This is a genomic window from Hydrogenophaga sp., assembly GCF_030656115.1.
Taxonomy (GTDB): Bacteria; Pseudomonadota; Gammaproteobacteria; order Burkholderiales; family Burkholderiaceae_C; genus Hydrogenophaga.
Window position 1 is genome coordinate 41,950 of sequence record NZ_JAUSOO010000080.1, and the last position, 18,933, is coordinate 60,882.

Here is an 18,933-nt window from a genome sequence, read left to right on the forward strand (position 1 = left end):
CCGCGAGAGTGCCTCTTCGGCCCGCATGCTTTTCTTCTGGAAACGTTGTGCCCGTTCGATCTGAACTGTTTCACCACGTCACACACCATGAGAAACCCACCCCATGCCCGGCTACCAGGTCAAAACAGAGACCGTCACCTTGGGCGGCGTCGGTTGGCGCATTCGCTGCCTGATGGACACCCAGCAATACGCAGACCCCATCAACACCTCGGGTGATTTGGGCATTCCGCCCGCAGGCTGGTCGCTGTTTGGTCAGGTGTGGCCTTCGGCCCGCGTGCTGGCTCTGGCCATGCAAACGCATGCGCTGCATGGCCAGCGGATACTGGAGATGGGCGCAGGGCTGGCACTCTCCAGCCTGGTGATGCACCGCCGGGGCGCCCATGTGACCGTGAGCGACTGGCACCCGCTGACCGAACCTTTTTTGAAAGAAAACCTGCTGCTCAACGGGCTGAGGCCCCTGAATTACCAAGCCGGCAACTGGGCAACCGACAACCCACAACTGGGGCAGTTCGACCTGCTGGTAGGCAGCGACCTGCTGTATGAACGCCAACAACCGGCCCAGTTGGCGAGCTTCATCCACCGCCATGCAGCACCCACTTCGCAGGTCATCATCGTGGACCCGGACCGCGGCAACCGAGCAGCTTTTGGGCGGGAGATGGGCGTTCTGGGGTTCACACTGGACATGCGGGTGGCCGACCGGCGGCTGGAGGATGGCACCGCCTATAAAGGCCGGTTTCTGACGTTTCAACGCTCGGGCTGAGTGCCCAGCGCCCACAGGCAGAGCCCCCATGCAAAAAGCCCGCTTTCGCGGGCTTTTTGCATGGGGGCTGACCCGCGAAGGCCAGCAACCGATCAGCCGCCTTTTTTGGAGCGCTTGCCCGGGTTTTTCTTGCTGCGCGTCGCCACGCCACGCTCCAGGCTCACGCGCTGACCACGGCCAGGGCTGGTGAGCGACACGCCAGCGACGGGCGTGGGACGGGGGGTAGCTTTGCGGTCGGCTTCGGTGACGATTTTGTTGCCCATGTCGGTTCCAGAGAGAAATTGGTTGAAAACCCCTCTATTAGGCCACAGGCCGCAGCCCCTTGGCCCGAACGGGGGCGCCAAAGCGGCGGTCAAACGGTGCAAAGCCCCTCAACGGATCACATCCACCATGTTCCAGGTGAAGGCCGAATCGGTGGACAGGCCTTCTTCGCGGCGCACCGGCAACTGCCAGCCGTTTTGCGGATTGACTTGGGCGGAAATGTCGATGCGGGGCGCTTGCGCCACCACAGGGCCGAATATCGTGGCAAACGAGGCGTCGGCCGCATCGCGCCCGGTGCCGATGCGCACGAAGCCCATGGGAATGGCGGTGCCCGAGGGGTCGAAGGTGTACCAGCGGTGGCCCAGGTAGACCTCGACATAGGCGTGAAAGTCGGTCGGGCCCAGGGCCGGGTCGGCGCCGTAATCGATGGCGGTGGTGAAACGCGCCGGAATGTTCAGCGCGCGGCACATGGTGATCATGAGGTGGGCGAAGTCGCGGCACACGCCTTTGTGGTCGTTCAGCGTGTCCAGCGCCGAGGTCATGGAGTTGCTGGTGTTGGACTGGAACGTGACCTGACTTTGTACCCATTTCTGAACCGCCTCAACCCGCCGGTAGCCCTGCGGCATCTGCCCAAACAGGCTGTTGGCCAGCGCGGTCACGCAGTCCGACTGGCAGTAGCGGCTGGGGTAGAGGTAGATCAGCGCTTCGGGCGGCAACTGGGCCACAGGGGTTTCAAACACGCTGTCGGGCGCAGCCACGTGGTGGGTGATGTCCAGCGTGGCGCGGTAGCGCAACTTCAGATCACCCGGTCCGGCGGTCAGGCGCAGGGTGCGGCTGCGGGTGGCCGGGTCGGTGTGACTGACCAGCGGCACCGGCTGGCTCACCTGCAGTTCTTCCCAGACCACGGTTTGCTGCGGTGTGTGAGCAGCCTGCACATTGAAAATAAAGTCGGCAGAAGGAGGGTTGATCGCGTACTGCAGATCAATCGCGAGGTGGATGCGAACCATGGGTTTCACCGTAAAAAAAGAGGGTTGGCCAAAAATGGCAGTCCGAAGGACGGTGGATTTGAGAAGCCTGAAATGGACCATCCTACGCGCATGCAAGCATCGGGCCAGCTGAGAAGCTGAACGCTGGGGTCGCAGGCACCATGCCGGGAGCGCAGCAGCCCGGCGCAGGGGCATTCGGCATTGCATTAAGCTGCCCGGCTTATGCGCGCTTTGCTCACCACGTTTTCCTGGCAAGAACTGCGGTACCACCCGTGGCGCAACGCGTCGGCGGTGGTGGCCGTCATGCTGGGTGTGGCGCTGGCGTTGGCGGTGCACCTCATCAACGCCTCGGCACTGGCCGAGTTTTCCAGCGCGGTGGGTTCGGTCAACGGCCAGCCCGATCTGGAACTGCGTGCCCGCCAGGGCACCCTGCCCGACGAGCTGCTGGAGCGCGTGGCCGCACACCCGGGTGTGGCGCTGGCCAGCCCGGTGCTGGAGGTCAACACCGCGGTGCACCTGCCCAGCGGCGACAAGCTGCCGGTGAAGCTGCTGGGTGTGGACGCGCTCAGCGTGGCCAGCATGTCGCCCGCGCTCATGCCCCGGCCTGCGGGCGGTGGCGACAACAGCCGCCGGTTTGAGCTGTTTGCGCCCGATGCGGCGTTTTTGAACCCCGCCGCGCGCCAAGCCTTGCAAACGGAAGGCCAGGCACCCACACAGCTGCGACTGCAAAGCGGCCTGGCACTGCGCACGGTGCGGGTGGCGGGCACGGTGAACGCGCCGGGCTTGCCGCTGCTGGTGATGGACGTGGCCGCCGCCCAAGCGCTGATGGACCGGCCCGGCGAGCTCAGCCGCATCGACCTGCGCCTGCAACCCGGTAGCCAGCCCGATGCGGTGCTGACCGCGCTGCAACTGCCCGACCATGTGGTGGCGCAGCGCCCCGAGCAGGCGGGCGAGCGGGTGAGCAACCTGTCGCGCGCTTACCGTGTCAACCTCACGGTGTTGGCCTTGGTGGCGCTGTTCACCGGTGCTTTTTTGGTGTTTTCGGTGCTGTCGCTGTCGGTGGCGCGGCGCCAGCAGCAGTTTGCTTTGCTGGGCGTTCTGGGCCTGTCGGCCACCGAGCGTTTGCGGCTGGTGCTGGCCGAATCGGCCGTGCTGGGCCTGCTGGGCAGTGCGCTGGGTGTGGCCTTGGGCACCGGCCTGGCGGTGCTGGCGCTGCGGGTGCTGGGTGGCGACCTGGGCGGTGGCTACTTTGCGGGCGTGGCACCCAGCTTGCAATGGAGCACCAGCGCCGCCTTGCTGTACGGTGCGCTGGGTGTGGCCGCTGCGCTGGCCGGGGGTTGGTGGCCCGCACGCGCCACCGCCGGCATGGCCCCTGCGCTGGCGCTCAAGGGTTTGGGCGCTGCGGGCAGCGTGCGCCCGCACCACCCCGGCTGGGCGCTGGGCCTCATGCTGCTGGCCGTTGCCTTGGCTTTTGCACCGCCGCTGGGCGGTCTGCCGTTGGCGGCTTATTTTTCGGTGGGCTTGTTGCTGGTGGGCGGCATTGCCGCTTTGCCACTGGCGGTGGGCGCTGTGTTGAACCGGGTGGCGCCGTGGGTGGCGCGGCACGCCCTGCCGCTGCTGGCGGTGGAGCGTTCGCGCCGTCTGCGCGAAACCGCCGCCGTGGCCACCAGCGGCGTCGTGGCCAGTTTGGCGCTGTCGGTGGCGCTCACGGTGATGGTGGCGAGCTTTCGCGATTCGGTTACCCAGTGGCTCGACGGCGTATTGCCCGCGCCGCTGTATGTGCGCGCAGGCAGCAGCCAGGGCGAAGGCAACACCCTGCCCGACGACTTTGTACAGGCCGTGGCGCGCCTGCCCGGCGTGGCTCGGGTGGAGCCGCTGCGTGCCACCCAGCTGCAGCTCTCGCCCAACTTGCCGCCGGTGACCCTGCTGGCGCGCCCCCTGGCCGTGGTCGGCAACGCCGGGTTGCCCGGCCAGAGCCTGCCGCTGGTGGGCAATCCGCTGTCGCCACCCGACACCCGCAGTGCGGGCGCAAACGCAGGCGCGGTGGTCACGGTGTACGTGAGCGAGGCCATGCAAGACCTGCACGGCGCTGTGCCTGGCGGCTGGCTACCGTCGCTGGCGCTGGCGTTCCCAAACGCCGCACCGGGCACACGCTACTTTGTGGCCGGTGTGTGGCGCGACTACGCCCGCCAACACGGCAGCGTGGTGCTGGACCGGACCGACTTTGTGCGCCTCTCAGGCGACGCCCGGGTCAACGACCTGGCGCTGTACCTGGCCGACGGTGCGGGCGAAGACACGGTCAGCGAGCGCGTTCGCGAACTGGCCGAGTCGCTGGGTACGGCCGACCTGATTGAGCTGGCCTCTGCCGGACAAATCCGCGCCATTTCACTGGGTATTTTTGACCGCAGCTTCGCCGTGACCTACTGGCTCCAAGCGGTGGCCATTGGCATTGGCCTGTTCGGTGTGGCCGCCAGCTTCAGTGCGCAGGTGCTGGCGCGGCGGCGCGAATTTGGCCTGCTGGCCCACTTGGGCCTGACGCGGCGCCAAATTTTGGGCGTGGTGGCCCTCGAAGGCCTGGCCTGGACGGTGCTCGGCGCGCTGGCAGGTTTAGCGCTGGGCCTGGGCGTGAGCCTGGTGCTGGTGTATGTGGTCAACCCGCAAAGTTTTCACTGGACCATGGACCTCGCCCTGCCCTGGGCAAGACTGCTGATTTTGTGCGCCGCCGTGGTGCTGGCGGGCACGGCCACCGCCTGGCTGGCCGGACGCGCTGCCGCCAGCCGCGACGCGGTGCAGGCTGTCAAAGAAGACTGGTGAAGGCATGCCCCAAGAAAAACACAACCCCCAACGCCGCAGCGTTTTCATGGGCGGCACCAGCCTGCTGGCCGCGCCCTGGCTGGCCCTCGCCCCAGCGGCCACCGCATCCACCCCAAGCCCAAGCCCAGCCCTGGTGCTGCGCCCGCGCCCCCTGGTGTTCCCGCGCGACCACGGCACGCACAACGACACCCGCACCGAATGGTGGTACCTCACCGGCCACGCCCAAGACGCAGCGGGCCGGGCCTTCGGCTTTCAGGTCACGTTTTTTCGCAGCCGGGTAGACGGCACCCACACCCTGCCCGGGCGGCTGGCCGCGCGGCAGTTGCTGTTTGCCCATGCCGCCATCACCGACGTGCAAGCCGGCAAACTGTGGCACGACCAGCGCATCGCCCGCTGGAACGGCGAGCCCCCCGCCCCCGGCCTGCCCACCGAACGCGGTGTGTTCGCCAGCGCCCAAGACACCCACGTGGTGCTGCGCGACTGGTCCATCCAACGCCAGCCCAACGGTGCCTACGCCACCCGCATCCAGAGCGACCAACTGCGCATCGACCTGCACGCCACGCCCACCCAGCCCCTGCTGCTGCAAGGCGACAACGGCTTTTCGCGCAAAGGGCCCGACCCGGCCCAAGCCAGCTTCTACGTCACCCAGCCCCAACTGGCGGTGCAAGGCCAGCTGGCCTTTGGTCTCCAGCGCTTTCAGGTGCAAGGCACCGCCTGGCTCGACCACGAATGGAGCGAAGCCCTGCTGCACCCCGACGCCGTGGGCTGGGACTGGATCGGCATGAACCTGTTCAACGGCGACAGCCTCACCGCCTTTCGGCTGCGCCGCGCCGACGGCAGCGCGCTGTGGGCAGGCGGCTCTTGGCGCAGCGCAACGGCATCCACTGCCAGCAGCTTTGAGCCTCACCAAGTCAAATTCACCCCCCTGCGCCACTGGATCAGCCCCCGCACCCGTGCCCGCTACCCGGTGGAATGGCGCATCCAGACACCGGATGCGCTCTACACCGTCAAAGCCGTGATCGACCCGCAAGAGCTGGACAGCAGCGCCAGCACCGGCACGGTGTACTGGGAAGGTCTGTCCGACCTGCTGGACCAACAAGGCCAGCCCGTGGGCCGAGGTTATTTGGAGATGACGGGCTACGCCCAGCGTCTGGTTTTGTAATGCACACACCATAATTTGCCCATGAAACAAAACACCCTCCTGGCCTGTACCGTGGCCAGCCTCGCCAGCCTGAGCAGCTGGGGTGCTACCTCTGCGACTGCCCCCGATGCGCCAGCCACCGCCGTCGCACCAGCGCCCGCGGGCCTGCCGCTCTGGGAAGCCGGCCTGGCCGCCGGCGCAGGCTACGTGCCCGATTACCCCGGCGCCGACCGCTACCGCACCCGCGCCGCTGTGCTGCCCGTGTTCATTTACCGAGGCCCCGTGCTGCGCATTGACGGCGGCAGTGTCAGCGGACGTCTTGCGCGTTCCTCAGACTGGGAACTGGACCTGAGTGCCAACGGCGCTTTCAACGCCAACAACAACGCCCTGCGCCAAGGCATGCCCGACCTGGACTATCTGTTTGGCGTCGGCCCGCAAGCCATCTACAAAGGTCTGAAAACCTGGCCCGGCAAACCCACGCTGCACCTGAAACTGCGCGCCATCCTGTCCACCGACTTCAGCCGCGTGGACTCGCGAGGCATCAGCTTCGACCCCCAACTGCGCTGGCGCCTGCCCCAAGTGGCCGGCACGCCCGCCACGCTGAGCCTGTCGCTGCAACCCAGCTGGGCCAGCCGGTCGCTGCAATCGTATTTTTACCAAGTGAACCCCAGCGAAGCCACCGCCATCCGCCCGGCCTACAACGCCCGCGCAGGCTACATGGGCACCGAAGCCGGTATCACACTGAGCCACCGCCCCCTGCGCGACGTGTCGTGGTTCGTCACCGCCCGCCTCCTGTCGCTGCACGGCGCCGCCAACACAGCAAGCCCGCTGTTGCGCGACAAGCGCAACGTCTCGGTGGGCGCGGGTGTGGTGTGGACGCCTTGGCGCAGTGGCCGCACCGCCGCAGACTAAAAAACGTGTTCACCATCGGGTCGGACAAATAACAGATCACTTCCAGAGCAGCTTCACCCGCGCATCGCGGCCACAAGACAAGCGGTAATAGCTGTAGCGCACCGTGTTTTTCTTGTAATCGTCTTGGTGGTAATCCTCTGCCAGATAGAACACGTTGGCGGGTGCCAACTCGGTGTGGATGGTCTTGAAACGGCCCGACTTCTGCAGCGCATCGCGGCTGTCCAGCACCGCCTGCCGCTCGGCTGCATTGCCCCAATAAATGCCGCTGCGGTACTGGTCGCCCAGGTCACAAAATTGGCGGTCCTTCACCGTGGGGTCAATCTGGCGCCAGAAATAGTCCACCAGTTGCGGGTAGCTCACGCGGGCCGGGTCGTAGGTCACACGCACGGCTTCCGCGTGCCCGGTGTGACCCCGAGCCACCGTTTCGTAAGTGGGGTTGGTGGTTTTGCCAGCGGTGTAGCCCGACTCCACCGCCACCACGCCTGCGAGCTTTTCAAAATCGGCCTCCAGGCACCAGAAGCAACCGCCGGCAAAGAGCGCCGTGGCTGTGGCCGCCTGCGCGCTGGTCACAGCACCCGACAGCAGCCACGCCACCCAAACCCGCCGCATGGGCATCGTGGTTCACAGCCGTAGAGCACACTCTCTAAACACGCACGCTTTTCAAAATGTAAGTTTCGAGTCAGTTTGCAGGATAATGCTGCACTGCAACATGAACACATCTTCTGCACCTCTTCAACTCGGGCTTGAGGATCTCCTCGGGGAACTGCAGTACGCCCGTCGAAACGGAGACCTGGGTCGGCTGGCCTTGCTGGCCTACTGCGAAGTGCGGCGCTGGGCTCGTGCAGCCGGTGAAGAAGCGCTGGCCGAACATGCCACGGTCTTGGTCACACACAGCCCCAAAGTCAGCCGCGAGGCGTTCATGAACGATGTCGATGGGCTCATCGTTCAGCTTGAAGAAGCCCACAGCCGTGTATCGAACCGGTCCGCTGCCTTGCGCGACTGACCCGGGCACCTGCTCTGCGGCTTGAACTACCGACAGCCGCAAGCCCGCGAAACCGGCACACTTGGGCCCCATGAGCGCACCCCAACCCACCGAACGCCCCCAAGGCACCACCCCCACGTCACTCAGCGGCCTGCTACCGTTCATGCGGCCTTACCGGCTGCAAATGGGGCTGGCGGTGCTGTTCCTCATTGGGGCTGCTGCGGCCACGCTGCTGTTTCCCGTGGCACTGAGACACCTGATTGACGGCGGCTTGGTGTCGGCCGACCGCAGCGCGCAGGCCATGGGCTTGCGGGGCCATTTCTTGCAACTGTTTGGTGTGGCGGTGGCGTTGGGCTTTTTCTCAGCGGCACGGTTTTATCTGGTGAGCTGGCTGGGCGAGCGCGTGACCGCCGATTTGCGCAACGCGGTGTACAGCCATGTGCTGCGCCAGAGTCCGCAATTTTTTGAAACCACCCAGACCGGCGAGGTGCTCAGCCGCCTGACCACCGACACCACGCTGGTTCAAACGGTGGTGGGTTCGTCGCTCTCCATGGGACTGCGCAATGCCTTCATGGGTGCGGGCGCGCTGATCATGCTGGTGTGGACCAACCCGTATGTGATGACGCAGGTGTTGCTGATTTTGCTGTTGGTGGTGTTGCCCAGCATGTGGTTTGGGCGGCGGGTGCGCAAACTTTCGCGCGCCAGCCAAGACCGTGTGGCCGACTCCAGCGCCATCGCGGCCGAGGTGTTGAACGCCATTCCCATCGTGCAGAGCTACACCGCCGAAAACCGCGAGGCACAGCGCTTTGCCACGGCCACCGAATTCGCCTTCAGCACCGCCGTGCGGCGCAGCCGCGCTCGCTCGGGGTTGGTGGCGTTCATCATCATCAGCACGGCGGCGCTGTTGTTGTGGGGGCTGTACCAGGGCACGCAAGCGGTGATGGCGGGCGAAATCAGCGCTGGCCATTTGGGCCAAACGGTGGTGTATATCGTCATCCTGGCCGGCGCGGTAGCGGTGCTGGGCGAGGTGTATGGCGACCTGTTGCGTGCCGCCGGAGCCAGCGAACGGCTGATGGAGTTGCTGGCCAGCGAGTCGCCGGTGCAGTCGCCACCGCAGCCTTTGCACAGCCCATGGCCTGTGGGTGGCAGCACGCTGGAATTTCACCAGGTGGGGTTCAACTATCCTTCGCGCCCACAGCAGGCGGCGCTGACCCACTTCAGTTTGCAGGTGCGGCCGGGGCAAACGGTGGCCCTGGTGGGCGCCAGCGGCGCGGGAAAAAGCACGGTGTTTGGGCTGGTGTTGCGCTTTTACGATCCGCAGCACGGCCACATGGTGCTGGACGGTGTTCCCATTGACCAACTGAGCCTGCAGGCACTGCGCGAGCGGGTGGGCATCGTGCCGCAGGACCCGGTGATTTTTTCGACCAGCGCGCGGGAAAACATCCGCTACGGCAAGCCCGGCGCCAGCGATGCCGAGGTGCATGCCGCGGCGGTGGCGGCGTTTGCCGACGAGTTCATTGCCCAGTTGCCCGAGGGCTACGACACGTTTTTGGGCGAGCGCGGCGTGCGCCTCTCGGGCGGGCAACGCCAGCGCATTGCCATTGCCCGCGCTTTGCTGAAAAACCCGCCGCTGTTGCTGCTGGATGAGGCCACCAGCGCGCTGGATGCGCAAAGCGAGCGCATGGTGCAAGCTGCGCTGGAGTCGGCCATGCGCAACCGCACCACCTTGGTGATTGCGCACCGCCTGGCCACGGTGCAAAAGGCCGACCACATCGTGGTGCTGGAACATGGCCATTTGGTGGAACAAGGCACACACGCCGAACTGGTGGCGCGCGGCGGCGTGTACGCAGGGCTGGCGGCACTGCAGTTCAACGCCTGAACTCGCGAAGTGAGTGTTATGCATTCGGCGCATAGATAGCCGAAAACTTGGCCTTGGACAGGCACGCAGAGGCTTCGTACAGTGGCGACCGCTGGCCCGCAAAAACAAAGGCCAGCGCAAACCCACAGGAACCATCGCACCACATGTCACAAGCACCGCACCCCACAGGCGCTGTCGCCAACAGCCCAGCCGCCCTCACCAACGCCCTGCCCTCGTACCTCGACCCGAACAACCTGGGGCCTTGGGGGATTTACCTGCAACAGGTGGACCGCGTCACGCCCTACCTGGGTAACCTGGCGCGCTGGGTCGACACGCTCAAGCGCCCCAAGCGCACGCTGATCGTGGACGTGCCGATCCACCTGGACGACGGCTCGGTGGCCCACTTTGAGGGCTACCGCGTGCAGCACAACACCAGCCGTGGCCCGGGCAAAGGTGGTGTGCGCTTTCACCAGAATGTGACGCTGTCCGAAGTGATGGCGCTGTCAGCCTGGATGTCGATCAAAAACGCAGCGGTCAACGTGCCCTACGGCGGCGCCAAAGGCGGCATACGCGTGGACCCGCGCCAACTCACCATCGGCGAACTGGAGCGCGTAACACGCCGCTACACCAGCGAAATAGGCATCATCATCGGCCCGACCAAAGACATTCCGGCGCCCGATGTGAACACCAACGAGCAGATCATGGCGTGGATGATGGACACCTATTCCATGAACGAGGGCTCCACCGCCACAGGTGTCGTGACCGGCAAGCCAGTGGACCTGGGCGGCTCACTGGGCCGGCGCGAAGCCACTGGGCGCGGCGTGTTCACGGTGGGCGTAGAAGCGGCCAAACACACCGGCATGGACATCAGCACCGCACGGGTGGCCGTACAGGGCTTTGGCAACGTGGGTGGTGTGGCGGGCAAGTTGTTTGCCGAGGCTGGCGCCAAGGTGGTGGCGGTACAAGACCACGGCGGCACCATCTACCGTGAAGCGGGCCTGGACGTGCCCGGTTTGCTGGCGCATGTGGCGCGCACCGGTTCGGTGGCCGGTTTCGAGCAGGCCGAGGCGATGGCCGACGATGCCTTTTGGGACGTGCCCTGCGACATCCTCATTCCGGCCGCGCTGGAACAACAGATCACACATGCCAACGCGGGTCGCATTCAGGCGAAGATGGTGATTGAAGGCGCCAATGGCCCGACCACCCCACAGGCCGACGACATCCTGCACGATCGCGGCGTTCTGGTGGTACCCGATGTGATAGCCAACGCGGGCGGCGTGACCGTGAGCTACTTTGAATGGGTACAAGACTTCTCCAGCTTTTTCTGGAGCGAGGACGAGATCAACGCCCGTTTGGTGAAGATCATGCAAGACGCGTTTGCGGCTGTCTGGCAAGTGGCCGACGCGAACAAAGTGAGCCTGCGCACGGCCACCTTCATCGTGGCCTGCAAGCGCATCCTGCATGCGCGGGATCTGCGCGGCCTGTACCCCTGATCAATCGCCCTGGCCTTGGCGCCAGGTGCTGATGCTCACAGGCCGACGACGGTGCGCCAATAGGTCAACACCCCTGTGCGGCGCAGGGCACATCCTGCGCCGCACAACGGTCAACCGGCAACGCGCAGCGGGCGCAAGTGTGCGCGGCTCTGATCGATTGAACGAGCCCATCGAACGCGTTCAGGGACAAGGATCACATCTACATGTCAATGCAAATGGCGGGGTTTGCGTGGTCCACCATGGCCGGACGCCCCACCAAACCCACGGGGAGGACGGCCGAGCTGCATGGAGTTCACCAGTGCGTCAAAACGTTCAGTGAACAGCTTGTCAATGGCCACGACCACGTCACCGAGTTCCGCGGCATCAAAGTGGCGCTCCATGATATGGACCACGTCCTGCACGAGCAAATCTCGCTGAACCTGCATGATGGCAGCAGGCGTCGGGCCCACAAAGCACATCATGAAGTCATCACGAGCATCCTCTTCAGACGATCCGTCTTCTTCATCGTATTCGGTATCGTAGAAAGACACCTCAAGAGGTGCTCCAGCAGAGGCAATTTCGTTGAGGCCCATACACGCCTCTTCAATCACCTGCCGAAAATCTTCGTCTCCTGGAACGGTCCAGCACATCTGCAACACATGTGCCGTGGCATCGAAGCGTATACCAGGCTCGTCTTCATACGCGCTCTCAGCCGCTGCAGCCAGCGAGCGAGCGCCAGCATAGTGCCACAGGGGCTTCAAAGCATCCTGAATCTGGCTGAAGACCACATCGTCACGCAGTGGCACATCTCCATGCACATGGATTTCGAAAGGTGCGTTGTATCGTGTCATGGAAAACTCACTGTACCGGTGAAACCAGAAAAACTAGCGTTGGTGCCTCGAACCGGGGTCGAACCGGTACAGCCGATTAAAGCCGGCGGATTTTAAGTCCGCTGTGTCTACCTATTTCACCATCGAGGCCGGCCTGCCATTGTCGCAGGTTCAACGCTTAAATTTCGCAGAGGCACGAGCCAGACACAGGGCAAAAATCCTGAACATCCCACATGCATTCCTATAAGAGGAACGCGTAGATTTCTCAAGGAATCGCCTGTATATGGTTGGAACCGGATGGGGAGGCACCACCGACTGATTCCGATCAGCCAACAAAAAAGGAAGCATAGCTTCCTTTTTTGAACTGGAGCGGGATAAGAGACTCGAACTCTCGACCTATACCTTGGCAAGGTATCGCTCTACCAACTGAGCTAATCCCGCAAAACTGTGACATGCTCCAATGACTGGAGGCGCGACCCGGAGTCGAACCGGGCTAGACGGATTTGCAATCCGTTGCATAACCGATTTGCTATCGCGCCATCTGCACCATGTAAGTACACTCAATGCATCATTTGCCGACGAAAAGGGGAAGCACAGCTTCCCCTTTTCTAAGATGGAGCGGGATAAGAGACTCGAACTCTCGACCTATACCTTGGCAAGGTATCGCTCTACCAACTGAGCTAATCCCGCATGTTTCTCTAAAACTTGTCAGAAGCTGGTATTCTAGTGCAAAAAACCACCAGTTTTCACGCCTCTGCAATTTTTTGATCAGTGTTTGACCGCATCTGGAGCCACCGCAGCCGGCCGTACCGACGCAGCCGCCACCTGAGCCGCCACCTCTTCGTCGGTCAGCGGCACCGGCAAACGCTCCAGCGCAATAGCCAACACTTTGTCAATCCACTTCACCGGCACGATCTCCAAGCCCTGCTTCACGTTGTCTGGAATTTCAGCCAGATCCTTGACGTTGTCTTCCGGGATGATGACGGTCTTGATCCCCCCGCGCAGGGCCGCCAACAGCTTCTCTTTCAAACCACCAATCGCGGTGACTTCACCGCGCAGGGTAATCTCACCTGTCATGGCCACATCCGCACGGACGGGAATGCCAGTAAGCGATGACACCAGTGCCGTGGTCATGGCAGCACCAGCGCTAGGACCGTCCTTGGGTGTAGCACCGTCTGGCACGTGAATGTGGATATCGCGCTTGTCGAACTGCTCATCTTTGATACCCAAAGAGCGGGAACGGCTGCGCACCACGGTACGCGCCGCCTCAACCGACTCTTTCATCACATCGCCCAGGGATCCAGTACGGGTGATGACCCCCTTGCCCGGCATGATCGCCACTTCGATGGTGAGCAGGTCACCACCGACCTCGGTCCATGCCAAGCCAACCACCTGACCCACTTGGTTCTGCGCTTCCGCACGGCCATAGCTGTACTTGCGAACACCCAGAAATTCATTGAGATTTTCCGAACTCACAACCACGGTAGGCATGTATTTCTTCAGCAACAGCCCTTTGACCACCTTGCGGCAGATTTTGCCAAGTTCACGCTCAAGCGAGCGCACACCAGCTTCGCGGGTGTAATAGCGCACGATGTCGCGTACGGCGGCTTCCTGCACATCCATTTCACCGTCTCGGATGCCGTTGTTTTTCAGTTGCTTGGGCAGAAGGTAACGTATGGCAATGTTGGTCTTCTCGTCCTCGGTGTAACCAGACAGGCGGATCACCTCCATACGGTCCAGCAACGCCGGCGGGATATTCATCGAGTTCGACGTCGCCACAAACATCACGTCGGACAGATCGAAATCCACTTCGACATAGTGATCACCAAAAGTGTGGTTTTGCTCGGGATCCAACACCTCCAACAAAGCGCTGGATGGATCGCCACGGAAATCCGTGCCCAGTTTGTCAATTTCATCCAGCAGGAACAGCGGGTTGCGCGTACCCACTTTGCTCAGGCTCTGCAGCACCTTGCCGGGCATCGCACCGATATAGGTACGGCGGTGACCACGGATCTCTGCTTCGTCGCGCATGCCACCCAAGGCCATGCGCACGTACTTGCGGCCTGTTGCCTTGGCCACCGACTGCCCCAAAGAGGTCTTGCCAACACCGGGAGGACCCACCAAGCACAGGATCGGCGCCTTGACCTTGTCGACACGCTGCTGCACAGCAAGGTACTCAAGAATACGGTCTTTGACCTTGTCGAGGCCGTAGTGGTCTTCATTCAGGACCGCTTCGGCGTGCGCCAGGTCGTGCTTGATCTTGGTCTTCTTGCTCCAAGGCAAGGCCACCAGTGCATCAATGTAATTGCGCACCACAGTGGCTTCGGCCGACATAGGCGACATCAACTTGAGCTTTTTGAACTCTGCATCAGCTTTCTTGCGCGCTTCGGCAGGCATTTTGGCCAGTTTGATCTTCTTTTCGATTTCCTCGATGTCAGCGCCTTCTTCACCTTCGCCAAGCTCTTTTTGAATCGCCTTGACCTGCTCATTGAGGTAGAAGTCGCGTTGGTTCTTTTCCATCTGCCGCTTGACACGACCACGGATTTTTTTGTCCACATTCAGGATATCGACTTCGCGTTCAAGCTGCTCAAACAGATTTTCCAGCCGCTTGTTCACCGGGTCCAGATCCAGTACCACCTGCTTGGACTCCAGCTTGAGCGGCAAATGGGCTGCAATGGTGTCGGCCAATCGGCCAGCATCATCGATGCTGGCGATTGAGGTCAGGATTTCAGACGGGATTTTTTTGTTCAGCTTGACGTACTGATCAAACTGCTGCATCACCGCACGACGCAAAGCCTCCAGTTCGGTGGACTGCATGTCAGCACGCTCCAAAGCCGGGTCGACGGGAGCGACATGGGCCACAAAGTGCGTATCACTATCTCGAATGTCGAGCACCTTGGCGCGCTGCAACCCTTCAACCAGCACCTTGACGGTACCGTCGGGCAATTTGAGCATTTGCAATATGGTGGCCACGCAGCCCATCTCGAACATGTCGTCGGTGGACGGTTCGTCTTTCGCTGCGGCTTTTTGTGCCACCAACATGATGCGGCGCTCTGCCTCCATGGCCGCTTCAAGCGCTTTGATACTTTTCGGGCGACCCACGAACAATGGAATCACCATATGAGGGAAGACCACCACATCGCGCAGAGGCAAAAGGGGCAGGTCAACCGGTGAACTGGGCAAAGGGGTATGTCCGGACATTTCAACCTCAACAAAACAATCAGGTGGGGTTCATGCGGGCGATATCAACCAAACGCATCGGTAATTTCAGGCCTCAGGAAGCGTGCATCTTCTACTGGGAATGGCATTCAGGCTTGCTTAGCTGCTTCGCGGTACACCAACAACGGTGGCTTGTTCTCGTCAATGGTGGCCTCATCGACCACCACTTTCTCAACATTGCTCATGCCAGGCAACTCAAACATGGTGTCGATCAACGCACTTTCCAGGATGGAGCGCAACCCCCGAGCGCCCGTCTTGCGGGCCAACGCCTTGCGGGCAATCGCCTTGAGGGCTGCAGGACGCACCTCCAGATCGGCGCCCTCCATGGACAATAAACGGGCAAACTGCTTCACCACAGCATTCTTGGGCTCGGTCAATATTTCGACCAAAGCATCTTCACTGAGTTCTGTGAGTGCGGCAATAACGGGCACGCGGCCAACCAGCTCGGGAATCAGGCCGAACTTGATCAGGTCTTCTGGTTCGATCTCTTTGAAGGATTCGGTCAGGCTGCGCTGCTGCTTGCTCTTGACTAGCGCACCAAAGCCCATGCCCGAAGCTTCGGTTCGGTTTTCAATGATCTTTTCAAGTCCGGCAAATGCACCGCCGCAGATGAACAGGATGTTGGTGGTATCGACCTGCAAGAAGTCCTGGTTGGGATGTTTGCGACCACCTTGCGGAGGCACCGAGGCCATGGTGCCCTCGATGAGCTTTAGCAAAGCCTGCTGAACACCCTCACCTGAGACGTCACGGGTGATGGAAGGATTGTCGGACTTGCGGGTAATTTTGTCGATTTCGTCGATGTAGACAATGCCCTGCTGCGCGCGTTCCACGTCGTAGTTGCAGCTCTGCAAGAGCTTGGCAACAATATTCTCCACATCTTCACCCACATAACCGGCTTCGGTCAGGGTGGTCGCGTCGGCCATGACGAAGGGCACATTGAGCATGCGCGCCATGGTTTGGGCCAGCAGCGTTTTGCCTGAACCTGTTGGACCGATCAACAGAATGTTGCTCTTGGCCAGCTCCACATCGTCCTTGCGAGCCGTGAGCTTGTGGCGAAGGCGCTTGTAATGGTTGTACACCGCAACCGCCAAAGCGCGTTTGGCCGAGTTTTGACCGATCACGTAATTGTCCAAATTGGACTTGAGCTCGGCGGGCGTGGGTACTTCATCTCCTGCAGCCTTTACCGATTCCAGCCCGGGCAACTCGTCACGGATGATGTCGTTGCAAAGATCAATGCACTCATCGCAGATGAAGACCGAAGGGCCAGCGATCAGCTTCTTGACCTCGTGCTGGCTCTTGCCACAAAACGAGCAGTAGAGCGCTTTTTCGCTGGAGGTGGCTTTTTTGTCGGCCATATGTCTTTAAGGTCGTTTGAAACGGTAAGTACAGTCAACAACGATGATAATTCAAGGCTGCCAAGGGGATAAAGAAGGAAGAGTGCTGGATTGAGCACATCCCCTTCCGTGCGGCGCGTGCCAAGTTGGCGACAACGCCAATAAAAATCAGACGGCGCCAGGGCGCTTGTCGATCACCTTGTCGATCAGACCGTATTCAGCAGATTCGGCAGCTGACAGGTAATAGTCGCGCTCGGTGTCTCGCTCAATTTTTTCCAGCGGCTGACCGGTGCGTTCGGCCAGGATTTTGTTCAGCTGGTCGCGCGTCTTTAAAATTTCACGGGCGTGTATCTCGATTTCGGTAGCCTGGCCCTGGGTTCCGCCCAGCGGCTGGTGAATCATGATCTTGGAGTTGGGCAGAGCAAAGCGCTTGCCCTTGGCTCCTGCCGCCAGCAAGAACGCGCCCATGCTCGCAGCCATGCCGATACACAGCGTCGACACATCGGACTTGATGAAATTCATGGTGTCAAAAATCGCCATGCCGGCGCTCACCGAGCCACCGGGTGAGTTGATGTAGAACGAAATATCCTTGTCCGGATTTTCGCTTTCCAAAAACAACAGCTGTGCTACCACCAAATTGGCGGACTGGTCATTCACTGGGCCCACCAGGAAAATCACGCGTTCCTTGAGCAAGCGTGAGTAGATGTCGTAGGCACGCTCACCGCGGCCCGACTGCTCGATCACCATGGGCACCATGCCCAAGCCTTGAATATCCATTGTGCTCATGCGTTTCTCCGTGTATTGATTGGTCGCGATGCCACTACTGTAACCAACCTGCGAAGGTCGTTACCCGGTCACGGTCTTGACCAGACGTTGCATATGGCATGCAGATTGCAAAAGGCAAGCGGGGGTCGAAAAAAAGGGCGGAAAACTCCGCCCTAGGCATTCCCGGCACAGGAACCACATCGCCTTGCTGCGCATCGCTCACGCGCTGGCAGCAAAGCCACCCGATCAGGCCTGGCCCATCAGCTCTTCAAAGCTGACCGACTTGTCGATGACCTTGGCTTGGGACAGAACGAATTCGGTCACATTGTTTTCGATCACGATGGACTCGACCTCGGCCATGCGGCGGTTGTCGCTGGTGTACCAGCGCACGACGTCGGCGGGCTTTTCGTAAGAAGCCGCCAGCTCTTCGATGTGGGCTTTGATCTGCTCGGGCTTGGCATGCAGGCCGTTGGCACGCACTAGTTCGCTCACCACCAGGCCCAGGCGCACACGGCGCTCGGCTTGGGGACGGACCAGGTCATCAGGAATCGGTGCCTTGTCGGCGTCCTTCACACCACGCTGCTTGAGGTCGGCGCGTGCGCCTTCGACCAGACGGTCCAGCTCGGCCTGCACGACGGACTTGGGCAGGTCCAGCTCGGCCTTGGCGGCCAGAGCGTCCATGGCTGCTTGTTTGTTGCGCGCCTGCAGGCGGAACTTCACTTCGCGCTCCAGGTTTTTCTTGATGTCGGCGCGCAGGCCATCCACCGTACCGTCGGCAATACCCAGCGAAGCTGCCAAGGCGTCGTCCACCTCGGGGAGATGAGCGGCCTCAATCGTGTTGACTGTCACCAAGAAATCGGCAGTTTTGCCAGCGACGTCTTTGCCGTGATAGTCCTCGGGAAAAGCCAGGGGGAAGGTTTTGGACTCGCCCGACTTCATGCCGCGCACAGCGTCTTCGAATTCCTTGAGCATCTGACCATCGCCCACGATGAACTGGAATGCTTCGGCCTTGCCGCCTTCAAACGGCTCGCCGTCGATCTTGCCGGCGAAATCGATGGTGACGCGGTCGCCGTCTTGGGCGGCCTGGTCTTGTGCACGCTGGGCAAAGGTGCGGCGCTGCTTGCGCAGGATATCCAGGGTGCGGTCGATGGCTGCGTCGTTGACGTCGGCACTGACTTTTTCCACTTCAGCGGTGCTCAGATCGTCGATTTTGACTTCTGGGTACACCTCGAAAACCGCGTCAAAAGCCAGCTGGCCTTCGGGCGCTTCTTCTTTTTCGGTGATCTTGGGCTGACCAGCCACACGCAACTGGGCTTCGTTGGCCGCGGTGGCGAAGGCTTCCCCCACTTTGTCGTTCATGACTTCGTAGTGCACCGAATAGCCGTAGCGCTGTGCCACGACGTTCATGGGCACTTTGCCGGGACGGAAACCGTCCATCTTGACGTCGCGTGCCAGACGCTTGAGGCGCTTGGCTACTTCGCTCTGGATCACTTCGGCCGGCAGCGTCAGCGTGATCTTGCGCTCGAGCTTCTCAAGGGTTTCAACGTTCACGGTCATGGTTTTCTCCAAAAGGGTGTCGGTCAACCAGCCTGCCTGGCC

Annotated in this window: 15 protein-coding genes and 4 tRNA genes; 7 read left to right on the forward strand and 12 right to left on the reverse strand. The window is 61.8% G+C overall.

Annotated elements, in window-relative coordinates; translation table 11 throughout:
• Positions 1-103: 103 nt before the first annotated feature.
• A complete protein-coding gene (locus Q7J58_RS11480) occupies positions 104-760 on the forward strand; it encodes an SAM-dependent methyltransferase (protein WP_304827813.1) in 657 nt (218 codons plus the stop codon).
• A 92-nt stretch (positions 761-852) separates the two neighbouring features.
• On the opposite strand, the gene Q7J58_RS11485 is transcribed toward Q7J58_RS11480, so the two are convergent.
• Together Q7J58_RS11485 and Q7J58_RS11490 are read right to left on the reverse strand one after the other, a co-directional pair.
• Positions 853-1,023 carry a hypothetical protein gene (locus Q7J58_RS11485; protein ID WP_172823098.1) on the reverse strand — a complete coding sequence of 57 codons (171 nt, stop codon included), beginning with the start codon at positions 1,021-1,023 and terminating at the stop codon, positions 853-855.
• Positions 1,024-1,131: 108 nt separating this feature from the next.
• Positions 1,132-2,028 (reverse strand): transglutaminase family protein, encoded by an 897-nt coding sequence (locus Q7J58_RS11490; RefSeq protein ID WP_304827815.1) that lies wholly within the window; start codon positions 2,026-2,028, stop codon positions 1,132-1,134.
• A gap of 201 nt (positions 2,029-2,229) precedes the next feature.
• On the opposite strand from Q7J58_RS11490, the gene Q7J58_RS11495 reads away from it, so the two are divergent.
• Genes Q7J58_RS11495 through Q7J58_RS11505 form a run of 3 tightly spaced genes read left to right on the forward strand, consistent with a single transcriptional unit; the run spans position 2,230 to position 6,874 of the window.
• Entirely contained in the window at positions 2,230-4,821 is a 2,592-nt protein-coding gene (locus tag Q7J58_RS11495) for an FtsX-like permease family protein (protein WP_304827818.1), read from the forward strand.
• 4 nt (positions 4,822-4,825) lie between these two features.
• A complete protein-coding gene (locus Q7J58_RS11500) occupies positions 4,826-5,983 on the forward strand; it encodes a carotenoid 1,2-hydratase (protein WP_304827821.1) in 1,158 nt (385 codons plus the stop codon).
• Between the two features lie 21 nt (positions 5,984-6,004).
• Complete coding sequence (locus Q7J58_RS11505) at positions 6,005-6,874, forward strand: MipA/OmpV family protein (RefSeq protein ID WP_304827823.1); 870 nt, start codon at positions 6,005-6,007, stop codon at positions 6,872-6,874.
• A gap of 36 nt (positions 6,875-6,910) precedes the next feature.
• On the opposite strand, the gene msrA is transcribed toward Q7J58_RS11505, so the two are convergent.
• Positions 6,911-7,483, reverse strand: coding sequence for a peptide-methionine (S)-S-oxide reductase MsrA (gene msrA, locus Q7J58_RS11510; RefSeq protein WP_304827826.1), 573 nt, complete (start codon positions 7,481-7,483; stop codon positions 6,911-6,913).
• A gap of 100 nt (positions 7,484-7,583) precedes the next feature.
• Between msrA and Q7J58_RS11515 the strand changes: the two genes are divergently transcribed.
• From Q7J58_RS11515 to Q7J58_RS11525, 3 genes are all read left to right on the forward strand, one after another.
• Complete coding sequence (locus Q7J58_RS11515) at positions 7,584-7,877, forward strand: hypothetical protein (RefSeq protein WP_304827829.1); 294 nt, start codon at positions 7,584-7,586, stop codon at positions 7,875-7,877.
• A gap of 70 nt (positions 7,878-7,947) precedes the next feature.
• A complete protein-coding gene (locus Q7J58_RS11520) occupies positions 7,948-9,735 on the forward strand; it encodes an ABC transporter transmembrane domain-containing protein (RefSeq protein WP_304827831.1) in 1,788 nt (595 codons plus the stop codon).
• A 143-nt stretch (positions 9,736-9,878) separates the two neighbouring features.
• Positions 9,879-11,207 (forward strand): Glu/Leu/Phe/Val dehydrogenase, encoded by a 1,329-nt coding sequence (locus Q7J58_RS11525; protein ID WP_304827834.1) that lies wholly within the window; start codon positions 9,879-9,881, stop codon positions 11,205-11,207.
• A gap of 206 nt (positions 11,208-11,413) precedes the next feature.
• On the opposite strand, the gene Q7J58_RS11530 is transcribed toward Q7J58_RS11525, so the two are convergent.
• The 9 genes from Q7J58_RS11530 to tig form a co-directional block, all read right to left on the reverse strand.
• Positions 11,414-12,037, reverse strand: coding sequence for a DUF6806 family protein (locus Q7J58_RS11530; RefSeq protein WP_304827837.1), 624 nt, complete (start codon positions 12,035-12,037; stop codon positions 11,414-11,416).
• A 40-nt stretch (positions 12,038-12,077) separates the two neighbouring features.
• A tRNA-Leu gene (locus Q7J58_RS11535) sits at positions 12,078-12,166 on the reverse strand.
• 215 nt (positions 12,167-12,381) lie between these two features.
• Positions 12,382-12,457: transfer RNA gene (locus tag Q7J58_RS11540), tRNA-Gly, on the reverse strand.
• 24 nt (positions 12,458-12,481) lie between these two features.
• Positions 12,482-12,555: transfer RNA gene (locus tag Q7J58_RS11545), tRNA-Cys, on the reverse strand.
• A gap of 75 nt (positions 12,556-12,630) precedes the next feature.
• Positions 12,631-12,706, reverse strand: a tRNA-Gly gene (locus tag Q7J58_RS11550).
• A 78-nt stretch (positions 12,707-12,784) separates the two neighbouring features.
• Positions 12,785-15,217 (reverse strand): endopeptidase La, encoded by a 2,433-nt coding sequence (gene lon, locus Q7J58_RS11555; protein ID WP_304827840.1) that lies wholly within the window; start codon positions 15,215-15,217, stop codon positions 12,785-12,787.
• Between the two features lie 107 nt (positions 15,218-15,324).
• Positions 15,325-16,590 (reverse strand): ATP-dependent Clp protease ATP-binding subunit ClpX, encoded by a 1,266-nt coding sequence (gene clpX, locus Q7J58_RS11560; protein WP_304827842.1) that lies wholly within the window; start codon positions 16,588-16,590, stop codon positions 15,325-15,327.
• 147 nt (positions 16,591-16,737) lie between these two features.
• A complete protein-coding gene (clpP, locus tag Q7J58_RS11565) occupies positions 16,738-17,355 on the reverse strand; it encodes an ATP-dependent Clp endopeptidase proteolytic subunit ClpP (protein WP_304827845.1) in 618 nt (205 codons plus the stop codon).
• A 225-nt stretch (positions 17,356-17,580) separates the two neighbouring features.
• Positions 17,581-18,891, reverse strand: coding sequence for a trigger factor (tig, locus tag Q7J58_RS11570; RefSeq protein ID WP_304827848.1), 1,311 nt, complete (start codon positions 18,889-18,891; stop codon positions 17,581-17,583).
• Positions 18,892-18,933: the final 42 nt, after the last annotated feature.

Excerpts from the sequence above, each read along its gene's own strand:
- Q7J58_RS11480 (WP_304827813.1), top strand. The coding sequence starts at position 104 with ATGCCCGGCTACCAGGTCAAAACAGAGACCGTCACCTTGGGCGGCGTC.
- Q7J58_RS11485 (WP_172823098.1), bottom strand. The coding sequence starts at position 1,023 with ATGGGCAACAAAATCGTCACCGAAGCCGACCGCAAAGCTACCCCCCGT.
- Q7J58_RS11490 (WP_304827815.1), bottom strand. The coding sequence starts at position 2,028 with ATGGTTCGCATCCACCTCGCGATTGATCTGCAGTACGCGATCAACCCT.
- Q7J58_RS11495 (WP_304827818.1), top strand. The coding sequence starts at position 2,230 with ATGCGCGCTTTGCTCACCACGTTTTCCTGGCAAGAACTGCGGTACCAC.
- Q7J58_RS11500 (WP_304827821.1), top strand. The coding sequence starts at position 4,826 with ATGCCCCAAGAAAAACACAACCCCCAACGCCGCAGCGTTTTCATGGGC.
- Q7J58_RS11505 (WP_304827823.1), top strand. The coding sequence starts at position 6,005 with ATGAAACAAAACACCCTCCTGGCCTGTACCGTGGCCAGCCTCGCCAGC.
- msrA (WP_304827826.1), bottom strand. The coding sequence starts at position 7,483 with ATGCGGCGGGTTTGGGTGGCGTGGCTGCTGTCGGGTGCTGTGACCAGC.
- Q7J58_RS11515 (WP_304827829.1), top strand. The coding sequence starts at position 7,584 with ATGAACACATCTTCTGCACCTCTTCAACTCGGGCTTGAGGATCTCCTC.
- Q7J58_RS11520 (WP_304827831.1), top strand. The coding sequence starts at position 7,948 with ATGAGCGCACCCCAACCCACCGAACGCCCCCAAGGCACCACCCCCACG.
- Q7J58_RS11525 (WP_304827834.1), top strand. The coding sequence starts at position 9,879 with ATGTCACAAGCACCGCACCCCACAGGCGCTGTCGCCAACAGCCCAGCC.
- Q7J58_RS11530 (WP_304827837.1), bottom strand. The coding sequence starts at position 12,037 with ATGACACGATACAACGCACCTTTCGAAATCCATGTGCATGGAGATGTG.
- lon (WP_304827840.1), bottom strand. The coding sequence starts at position 15,217 with ATGTCCGGACATACCCCTTTGCCCAGTTCACCGGTTGACCTGCCCCTT.
- clpX (WP_304827842.1), bottom strand. The coding sequence starts at position 16,590 with ATGGCCGACAAAAAAGCCACCTCCAGCGAAAAAGCGCTCTACTGCTCG.
- clpP (WP_304827845.1), bottom strand. The coding sequence starts at position 17,355 with ATGAGCACAATGGATATTCAAGGCTTGGGCATGGTGCCCATGGTGATC.
- tig (WP_304827848.1), bottom strand. The coding sequence starts at position 18,891 with ATGACCGTGAACGTTGAAACCCTTGAGAAGCTCGAGCGCAAGATCACG.